A 9,784-nucleotide genomic window follows, 5' to 3' on the forward strand; every position below is an offset into this window, starting at 1 on the left:
TATGAACTGCAGCCCCATAATGGCGGATCCCACCCAGATTCATCAGGTGATCATGAATTTGTGTACAAACGCATACCAAGCCATGGAGAACAGCGGCGGAACACTTACGGTGGAGCTTTGTGAAACAGACATTGATGAAAATAAGTTACCCCGTTTCTTGGAGCTTCAACCGGGCAGGTACTTGCAATTGTTGATTTCCGATGTTGATTTCCGATACAGGCGTTGGCATGGAAAAAAAATTTCTCCAGTTCTTCGGTTATGATACCATTGCCCGTACAGGCAGTGGCCAGGCACTTGAGATATTGAAAGCCAATCCAGATACATTCGACCTGGTGATCACGGATCTGACAATGCCCGGGTTAACAGGTGACGAGCTGGCCCGGGAACTGAAAAAGATTATCAGTTCCTTACTGTTAATCTTACGACCACAATGGATTATCACTCCAATCTCCATTCAAAGGTAATGATCTAATCAAGGCGGGGGGTACTATACTCCCCCTCAATATACCTTTATCAAAAGATCGAAATTTAGTTTATGGGTATTTTGCGACAAAGTTTTTTTAATACCGGCGGACCCGGTTGGGGTTAAAAGGTAAAAAATATCATGCGTCAGCACTGTGGGGAGGGGACAGGGGGAATCGCATGAAAGATTTAAAATGTGCATGGGTTTCCTGTGATTCAGATTTCTCTCCCAGCCAGGGATTGGCAGTGCGGGTTAATTACATGGCAACCACCTTCATTCCTAACTTCACCGTTAGTATCAGTAACACCATAACAATTACCCACTGCAACATCCTGTCAGACATTTTCCCTCGCAGCTTGTCACCTAATTCCGCTCCCACCAGGGCAGACAGAATAACTATCACAGCAACGGCCGTGTTTTGTAACCATATGTTATTCCACAAAGACACCATGATGCCTGTTCCGGTAGAGAATAAAACAACTAACGGGGTGACAAGGATAATACTTTTAGGTTTAACGCCTATAAAAATTATCACCAGCGGTAACATAAACACACCGCCCCCGATGCCAAAGAGGCCGGATGCCAATCCAACGATCATGCCGATCAGGCTGATTGCCAGCCAGTTGCGATAATTGTGCTGGAAATTTTTAACAGTCTGGGTTTTGTCATACATTTTTTTGACCAGCAGCAAGATGATGACAAGCAGGGTGGCAACAAAACAAGACAATAATATTTTTTCATCAATAAACGCCGGAATATTCGCCCCGATAAACGCCCCAATGACTGAAAAAACAATCAATGGCTTTGCCAGGGAATAATCTATTGTTTTACGGTGTTTAAAGACAATGGGAGCAAGGCTGATGAAATTCATGGCGTAACCGATGAGACGTATTTCAGGCTGAAGCAGCCCGATGTTGAGGGCTGCCACGGTCAATGCAGGAACAATAACCAGTGCTCCGCCTACGCCAACCGTTCCTGTCAATGTACTCGCGACAATAGTTAATGCTGCAACAATTAAATACTCCACAATCCCTCCTCCTATGCCGACAAGGATTTTGCCATTCGCTGATCAATTACTGACAGGGGTTTTGCCGTTCGACGGTCTATTCCTGACATGGATTTTTCTATTCGCTGGTCGATTAATTCAATGATCCGTTTCTCCGTGAAACCTTGAAAGGTCAGGAAAATATCTGCCTGCATCGCCTCGGTAACAAAGTTGTTCAAGGCATCCACACCTATGCCGACAAATGGTTTTCCCAAATCATTTTTATCCCCGGCAGTCCGTTCTTTATAGCACTTTTTACAGGCCAGGAAAAACGTGCCCAAATCCAAGCATGACTCAATTCCAGTTAGCAAGTCCTCTTGCAGTCGGGGATCATGGCAGATGTTTTTAATTCCGTCAGGAAAGGCCAAATCTGTACCGTCCTCAATCAGGAATACCATGGTGTCCATCCCCATCCGGTGTAAAATGCCAAGCTCCCGGACAAGTTCTTTTGCGATATAAGGATCATTTGACCACATTATAATGGCTGCTAATTTTTCATCCGTTTCTTTTTTCATTTTTTCGTTTCCTGTTTGACCTGTTTGAGGTTTTTTTTATCTTTATATAACAAGCGGAAACTATCATTTATCGTACCACCTAATTCCAAACTAATTTAAATTTGAATTAAGAAAACGCAAAAAATGAATATTGCAAATAAAATTAAATAGTTATTATTTTTTTGGGGGATTGCTGATTCTGTGCTGGAAGGTATAAAGTTGAAAAAGGGGTTAAACACAGCAGAAAAACATGCCAATTTGGCATATCCGAAGAAGCCATAAATAGTGTAACTAATTAAAAACAATGCATAAAATTTATTTTTCGGATCATTGTGCCATTCTGGTTATACATGCCAATATGGTACTTTTTTGAAAATATTGTATCCATCCAACTGATGTACGATATTTGGGTGCGCAATGTGTTTTTTCAAGGCGTCTCGCGGTGATGGGACCGCCGCTCGCCCGGCGTAAAAGCGGGTCAGATTTGAGTCTTGTGCCACGCCACCACCTGTTGATAGGGGATGGTGCCGCCGAATATGTCCAGGGCTGAACCGATGGTCAGGTCCACACGGCCGTTGCCAAGGGTTTCTACCCGATCCAGGTCTGAAAACCGGCTTGCTCCGCCGGCATAGGTGGCAGGGATGGGACTGTGTTCCCCTAACAGCACCACCAGTTCTTCCTGGATACCCTGCATTTTGCCTTCCACATCCACGCCGTGGATTAAAAATTCGTCACAGAATGCGGAGAGATGTTCCAGGGTGGCCGGGGTTACGGCCTTTTCGGTGAAATTTTGCCAGCGGTCTGTCACAATCCAGAACTGACCGTCCCTTTTCCGGCAGCTTAGATCCAGAACCAGGCGGTTTTTGCCCACGGCATTCACCAGGGTATTGAGCTTGTCCATGTCCATGCGGCCTTGGGAGAAAACATACGACGTGACAATGACATGGGATGCGCCTGCATCCAGAAAGGTATGTGCATTTTCAGGGTTAATGCCGCCGCCCATCTGAAGACCGCCGGGAAAGGCTTGCAGCGCTTCAAGGGCTGACTTGGTATTTCCCGGGCCAAGGGCAATCACATGGCCGCCGAAAAGCTGGTCTGCCTGGTACATCCGTGCAAACTGTTCCGGGGTCCGGGTGCTTTCAAAATTGGTGACAAGGCTGTCCTGGGTGTTATCGCACAGGGTGGAGCCCACAATCTGGACCACTTTGCCGTTTCGAAGATCAATGCAGGGTCGAAATTTCATATGACATACTCAAAATAACAAACTCAAAAAAAATTATTGGTTATCCGCCGGGGCCGGCATTTTTTGAAAATCCGACAGAATATTATTAACAATGCGGGTCAGTCCGCGGTTAAGGGCCTTTATATACCCCTTGGGGCTGGTGTCGCTGCCCAGGGGAATATGCGCGGAATAGGTTTTTGCCAGAAGCGGTGTGAACCCGTCTTTGTTTAACCGGTCAAGGTTGAGGGCCATGGTCATCACGGCTGATACCGCGGATGCGTTGCGCTGGTCACAATAAAGCGCTGTGATTTTACCCCATAACTGGAAAATATCGTCCGGAACCTGGTTTTGGGGGGCAGGTGCAAACTGAGGCGAGTTGACCAGGGCTTCAAACATCACATCACTGATCATACGGGCCGGAGGTGTCATGTAGTTGTTATAATAATCCTGGGTAAACCGGTTCTGATCGATCCGGTAGACAAATCCCGCGCCGCCGAATTCCGGTGAAATGTCCAGTCGCTTGACCACCAACGGGGCCCCGGCTGACCGGTTGCCTTGGCCGGCAGGATTGTTGCAGTCTGCACAAAGTTTGAACATCTGTTTTTCCGTGTAATCATTTTTAATCCCGCATCCGGCAAAAAAGGCTGGTGCCGTTAAGATGCAGGCCATCATCACAAAAAGGGGCAAAAGCGTTAAGGGGCGATGGCGGTTCATAACGGTTTATTTCTCCTTTCCTGATGTTGATGTCTTTCTGGCAGGCGGGGCTTCCATGAGAATCCTGCCCGGGTATTCACGCAGTTCCCGGGTGAACTGGTTGAGGTTTTCAGTGGTATCCTCCAGGTTCCCGATGGTTTTTTCGATGACATCCGCGTTTGTCCAGATCATGTTTTCCAGTAACCGGGATGTGTTTTCAAGGCTGGCCAGAACCGTATTCATTTTTTCGGACATTTCGGTCAATTTTCCTTCGTAACCTTGTTCCAGGCCGGTGGCCATGCGTTTGAAACTGCCTGATGCCGTATTGATATCTGCCAGGGTCTGTTTGATGGGAACTTTTGCTGCCTGAACAATCTGCTTTAAGTCTGCCACGGATGCGCCTGCATCGGTCAGAAGCTGTTTGACCTGGCCGGATGTCAGGATTTTGGCCAGGTCCTTGTTGGTCTGGCGAAGTTCCCTGAGCAAACTTTCTGCCTGTTCAGATACCTTTGTGATATTCAGTCCCTTGAGAAGGGCCGAAAGCTCCTCTTTCATCTCTTTGAAGTCCAGGGAGCCCAAGGTTTCCATTGCCTGGCTGAGTGCGTCCGATACCTGTTTGATGTTACTGGACCGGGACGGCACATAAAGGTTTTCAGGGGTCCAGGTGATTTTAAGTTCATCCGGCCCGTTTCTTTTATAATCGGTTTCCAGGTATGCGGAGCCGGTCAGGCCGTTAAAGGATAAAAATACGGAAAGGCCGTCTTTGACTGCTTTTTTCATACGTTCCTTAGGATTTTTTCCGGTCTGGCCCACATAACAGTCTTCGGACAGGGCAAAGGTGACCAGAACGTAATTTGAGGCAATGTCATAAACCTTTGTGGGGGTGGTGATGGATTTTACAGCGCCGATTTTTACCCCTTTGTATTTAACTTCCGAGCCGATGTCCAGACCCTGGACAGATTCGTTAAAATAGGTTTCGGCAAGGGTTTCTGTCCTGAGAAACTGGCCTGCGCCAAAGGCAATAAGCATGGCCGCAGTCAGTGCAAAGGCCAGGATAACAAAAAGACCGAGTTTAAAATAATTGGTTTTCTGGGTCATGGGTCGGGTTCCAAAAAATTATGATGGGTTCCGGTTAAAAAAATTATATACATATGGGTTTGACGGATCCGCTTTGAGCGTTTTGGGATCGCCCTGGGCAATGATGCCTTTTTCCGTTTTGCCCAGCATGATCACCCGGTCGGAAATGGTCAGAATGCTTTCAAGCTCATGGGTGACAATGACAAAGGTGATTTTAAGGGACCCTGCCAGTTCCAGGATCAGGCGGTCCAGTTCGGCAGAGGTCAAGGGGTCCAGCCCGGCAGAGGGTTCGTCCAGAAACAGGATGGCCGGATCAAGGGCCATGGCCCGGGCAATGGCTGCCCTTTTTTTCATGCCGCCGCTCAGCTCGTCGGGCAGAAGATAAAGGGCATGGCCCATATCAACCAGATCCAGTTTGACCCGGGCAATGGCTTCAATGGCTTCCCGGGGGAGATCCGTGAACTCCACCAGGGGCAGCATGATGTTTTCCAGCACGGTCATGGAGCCGAACAGGGCCCCGTTCTGGAACGCCACGCCAATGGTGGCCAGCAGGCGGTTGCGCGCCTCTCCCCGGGCCGTTACCATATCTTCGCCATGGATGAAGATCTGGCCGGACACTGGCGGCACCAGGCCGATCATGTGTTTGAGCACCGTGCTTTTGCCGCAGCCGGAACCGCCGAGGATAACAAACACCTCACCGCTTTGAATATCAAAGTTGAGATCTTCCATAATGGCGTTGTTGTTGTACCCGGCAAAAAGGTGCCGGACATTGATAATGGTTTCGTTCATATGCCCAGATAAAAGAAAATTACGGAAAAAATACCGTCAAACACGGCAATTAAAATGATGGAGGATACCACAGCCCTTGTGGTGGCATCGCCCACGGCAGAAGGCCCCCTCAGGGTCTGATACCCCCGGATACAGCCGGTAGCGGCAATGAGCAGGCCGAATACAAAACATTTGGCAAGGCCCCCGGCAAGGTCTTCCCAGGAGACAAATCCAACCATCTGGTTGTAGTAGGTGATTGGTGGATAGCCAAGGGAAAGAATGACAACCATACCGCCAAGGATGCCCACAAAATTGGAAAATACCGTTAAAAGCGGCGTGATCAGGGTGGCGGCAATGACCCGGGGCACAATCAGGAACCTGACCGGCTCCATGCCCATGACCGTGAGCGCGTCAATTTCCTCGTTGATTTTCATGGTGCCGATTTCCGCAGCAAAGGCAGATGCGGACCGGCCGGCCAGCACAATGGCGGTCATCAGCGGCCCAAGCTCCCTGACCATGGCAATGCCGATGAGGTTGGCCACATATATTTCCGCCCCGAACATCCGCATGGGAATGGCAGCCTGGAAGGCCATGACCAGGCCTACGATAAATGAGATCAGCCCCACAATGGGCAGCGCGTTCACCCCGGAGCGTTCCGCCACCATCCAGGTGTCGGCCCACCGGACACGGCCTGGATTTTTTATGCAGGAAAACAGGGCCGCCGTGATCTCTCCGACCATGGAGATGAACATTTTAGCATCTTCAAGGGAGGTAACCAGATCTTCACCGGTCTTTTCAATGTAGGAAATCTCTGGTGGCGGGGGCAATGCCTTGTTTTTTGATTTTTGGGCCAGTTCCAGAAGCGGGGAAAACTCTTTTTTGAGTCCGGTCACGAAGTCGGGATGTTCTGCCGGTGTGCTGCCTGCCAGACGGCTTAAATGGGAGATAAAGGTGGCACCGGCCATGTCCATGTAATCAACGGATCCAAGGTCGATCCGGATTTTTTCCTGGCCTGGTTTTTTAACCGTTTTCACTGCGGTATCCCATAACCGGGCCACGCCCGGGGCATCCAGCCGTCCTGAAAAAAGCATTGCCGTTGTGTGGTTTACGGTTTCAATGTTCAGTTCCGGCAAAATATCCCCTTGTCTCTTAATATTGTTTTTTTTGGGGGCTCTGGGGCACCATGTGTTACTGTTCGGGGGGATTAAACCATGTTTATGACAGGGAATCAAGGTGTTCTCAAACGAACCACCAGCGCCACCCACTCCTCGTGGTTGATTTTCCTGACGCACCTAAGGTTTTCGGCCCCAAGGGCTGCGTAAATGTCCGGTACGCGCTCCTCAATGATGCCCGAAAGGATGGCAGTCCCGTCCGGTGCCAGGCGGGCTGCGATATCCGGCATGATGGAGACGATAACCTGGGCAATGATGTTGGCGCAGATAAGGTCGTACCGGACTTGAGGTGTTTTATCCAGGGTTGCTGCCCCAAGGCTGAAATGCTCCGGTGCAATCCCGTTTTTTTCCAGATTCTGCCGGGTGATCTCCACGGCCACAGGGTCCACGTCAATGCCGGTCATGGCGCCTGCCCCAAGCTTTGCGGCCCCGATCATCAGTATGCCGGACCCGCACCCCACATCCAGCATGGTTTTGCCCGGCTGTACATGTTCTTCCAAAAGGGCCAGGCACATGGATGTGGTGGGGTGGGTGCCTGTGCCGAATGCCATGCCCGGATCAATGTGGATGACAATCTGTCCGGGTGCAGGGGTATAGTCCTTCCATTCGGGTTTCACCACAATTTTGTCCGTAATCCGGGTGACGTTGAAATAGTCTTTCCAGGCATGGGCCCAGTCTTTTTCGTCCACACGTTCCGATAAAACATCCACCTGCACAGCCATATCCGACAATCCTGCCAGACATTCCCTGATTTTGGAAATCATAATATCGGAATCATCCGTGTCCGGCAGGTAGCCGATAATGCTGTTGTGCTCAGGCCGTTTCAGGGTCCGGGTGCCGAACCCCTCATCCGGTTCGGGGATGGGGACCTCGCAGATTACGCCTTTCAGGTTTAATGAAAAGAAAATATGGCAGATCACTTCTTCGGCAAGTTCAATATTGTCTGCATCGAACCGGGCAGTCACTTTTTTGAATTTCATGGTATTTCCTGTTGTTTTTTTTGTTGCGGGCTTGCCGCCCATGGGGGTTATATCAACATTATCGTTGACAATCCATACCTGCCTGGCCTGACGCTGAAAACAGGCAGTCTTCATAACATTTTACGGGACAAAGGCGTGACTCGATGAAATCTGATAAATCTGATAAAATCCTGGGAAACAGGCAAAAAAATTTCCCATCCTAATTATTATCTAATAGTTTTCTCATATTTACATGAAGAAATTTTTTGGATTGCCGTACCCGATTGGCTAAAAGGGCAGGGTCGTGTATAAATTCAGGAAAGGGTGGGGGAGAGCCGGACTTTTTATGGAAAACAATGATGGAAAATAATTTGATAAAAAATAGATGTATCCGGCATTACCGGGCGTTTCGTATCCTGCTGACGGTTTTAGTCATATCCTGCGCTTGGATTTTTAGTCATGGCGCATTGGCCCGGGGGAAAGACAATCCCCCGGGCAGTGCAGAACCCGGGACGCCTTGGGCAGGCGATGTCATCAATTTCGGTGTGGAATATCTGGAGTCCGAGGATGTTATGAACCAGGCCTTTGTCCCACTTTTAAATTATATTGGTGAGAAGCTTGGAAAACAATTTGTAATCAACTATTTCCTTGAAGATAAAGATATTTTAACCCACCTTGCCAACGGACGCATCCAGGTGGCGCATTTTTCTTCCCAGTCCTATGCCAGAGCCCTGATGACCCATGAATCCGATGTACATTATATTGCAACCGTGAGCAATTCCGGGGATGACCCTTCTGATTTCTATTATGGATATATTTTTACCAGGAAAGACAACCCGGCCCAAAATCTTAGGGATCTGAAAGGGTATAGTTTCGGCTTTGTCAACCGGACATCGGGCAGTGGATATTACTATCCCCTGATGCTTTTTTTGAAAGCCGGGATTGATCCCCAAACCTTTTTTTCCAGAAACCTTTTTCTTGGGGAGCATCCTGATGTGACCCAATGGGTGATCAATGGAAAAGCCGATGCCGGGGCAACTTATGACGGCAATTTTCGAAATGCCATGCAGCAGTGCGGCAATTGTTTGAAAATCATCGAAAAAACCCCGCCCATTCCCAATGAACCATGGGTGGCCGGAAAAGGCGTGTCCCGGGAAATGATAAACCAGATACAGCAGATTCTTTTGTCGATCTCTTCAGGCACCTGTTCGGAAGATGGAACGTCTGCTGTTGATCCTGCGCTGCGGCAGCAGCTTGAGGTTGATTCGTTTACCGTTCGTGATCCCTCCTTTTATCAGGTTGTCGTGGATATGCTTCATTACACGGAAAACATATCCCGGGAAAACTGAGACAAATCCCTGTGACCGTTCGACAGTCGCCAAATCAGAGAGTCAGCCCGATCTTGTTTAAGAATATCACACTTAAAAAAAAGGCAGCTTTTTTCCTTTTATCCCTGTTGCTGCCTTTTTGCCTGACCCTGGTTATCACGCTCGCCGTTCTTTGGCAGCGCACGGATGCATTTTTTCACTCCCATTTGATGGAGGCGGAAAAGCGTGTCCGGCTCAGTCTTTGTCTGAGCCGGAAAAATACCCAGGCATGGGCCCGTCTCTTTTCCGATAACCTGCAAATCCGGCAGGGCGCCTATCTCAATGATGTGGGAACCATAAAAAGTGTTCTTCCGGATAATATGGTTTCTGAATCAGACGTGAATCATATCGCCGTATTTGACCGTGCAGGCCGTTTGCTTCACCAGGTGGCAATCTGTGCACCTGTCATGAATCCATCCCGGACAAAGATTCTGGCGGATGTTTTGCGCGGCACGGATATGGCAATGGTCCATAAAAACGGCGACAGCTTCCTGCTTGAAACCTTTTGTCGTGTTTTTCACGCA

General features: G+C 48.9%; 11 protein-coding genes. 3 read left to right on the plus strand and 8 right to left on the minus strand.

Annotation, left to right across the window (positions count from 1 at the left end; translation table 11 throughout):
- The first annotated feature begins 227 nt into the window (after positions 1–227).
- Positions 228–464, plus strand: coding sequence for a response regulator (locus AB7U36_RS11785; protein WP_428159970.1), 237 nt, complete (start codon positions 228–230; stop codon positions 462–464).
- A gap of 255 nt (positions 465–719) precedes the next feature.
- Here the strand turns inward: AB7U36_RS11785 and AB7U36_RS11790 are convergent, their stop codons facing one another.
- The 8 genes from AB7U36_RS11790 to prmA all read right to left on the minus strand — a co-directional run bounded on the left by AB7U36_RS11790 (position 720) and on the right by prmA (position 8,028).
- Positions 720–1,490, minus strand: coding sequence for a sulfite exporter TauE/SafE family protein (locus tag AB7U36_RS11790; RefSeq protein WP_428159971.1), 771 nt, complete (start codon positions 1,488–1,490; stop codon positions 720–722).
- 11 nt (positions 1,491–1,501) lie between these two features.
- Positions 1,502–2,023 carry a hypothetical protein gene (locus AB7U36_RS11795; protein WP_428159972.1) on the minus strand — a complete coding sequence of 174 codons (522 nt, stop codon included), beginning with the start codon at positions 2,021–2,023 and terminating at the stop codon, positions 1,502–1,504.
- Positions 2,024–2,480: 457 nt separating this feature from the next.
- The gene (gene hisA, locus AB7U36_RS11800; protein WP_428159973.1) at positions 2,481–3,245 is read right to left on the minus strand and encodes a phosphoribosylformimino-5-aminoimidazole carboxamide ribotide isomerase; all 765 of its coding nucleotides are present in this window, start codon (positions 3,243–3,245) and stop codon (positions 2,481–2,483) included.
- A gap of 33 nt (positions 3,246–3,278) precedes the next feature.
- Positions 3,279–3,938, minus strand: coding sequence for an ABC-type transport auxiliary lipoprotein family protein (locus AB7U36_RS11805; protein WP_428159974.1), 660 nt, complete (start codon positions 3,936–3,938; stop codon positions 3,279–3,281).
- A 6-nt stretch (positions 3,939–3,944) separates the two neighbouring features.
- Complete coding sequence (locus tag AB7U36_RS11810; RefSeq protein ID WP_428159975.1) at positions 3,945–5,015, minus strand: MlaD family protein; 1,071 nt, start codon at positions 5,013–5,015, stop codon at positions 3,945–3,947.
- An 18-nt stretch (positions 5,016–5,033) separates the two neighbouring features.
- On the minus strand, positions 5,034–5,783 hold the full coding sequence (locus AB7U36_RS11815) for an ABC transporter ATP-binding protein (RefSeq protein WP_428159976.1): 750 nt from the start codon (positions 5,781–5,783) through the stop codon (positions 5,034–5,036).
- Positions 5,780–6,895, minus strand: a complete 1,116-nt coding sequence (locus tag AB7U36_RS11820; protein WP_428159977.1) for an ABC transporter permease — start codon at positions 6,893–6,895, stop codon at positions 5,780–5,782. The genes AB7U36_RS11815 and AB7U36_RS11820 overlap by 4 nt, the downstream gene beginning before the upstream one ends.
- 95 nt (positions 6,896–6,990) lie before the next feature.
- On the minus strand, positions 6,991–8,028 hold the full coding sequence (prmA, locus tag AB7U36_RS11825) for a 50S ribosomal protein L11 methyltransferase (protein WP_428159978.1): 1,038 nt from the start codon (positions 8,026–8,028) through the stop codon (positions 6,991–6,993).
- Between the two features lie 236 nt (positions 8,029–8,264).
- Here prmA and AB7U36_RS11830 point away from each other — a divergent pair, with 236 nt between their 5' ends.
- Positions 8,265–9,242, plus strand: a complete 978-nt coding sequence (locus tag AB7U36_RS11830) for a phosphate/phosphite/phosphonate ABC transporter substrate-binding protein (RefSeq protein ID WP_428159979.1) — start codon at positions 8,265–8,267, stop codon at positions 9,240–9,242.
- A gap of 107 nt (positions 9,243–9,349) precedes the next feature.
- Positions 9,350–9,784 (plus strand): hypothetical protein (locus AB7U36_RS11835; RefSeq protein ID WP_428159980.1); only part of this gene is annotated, 435 nt, incomplete at its 3' end.

Source organism: Desulfobacter sp. (assembly GCF_050177295.1).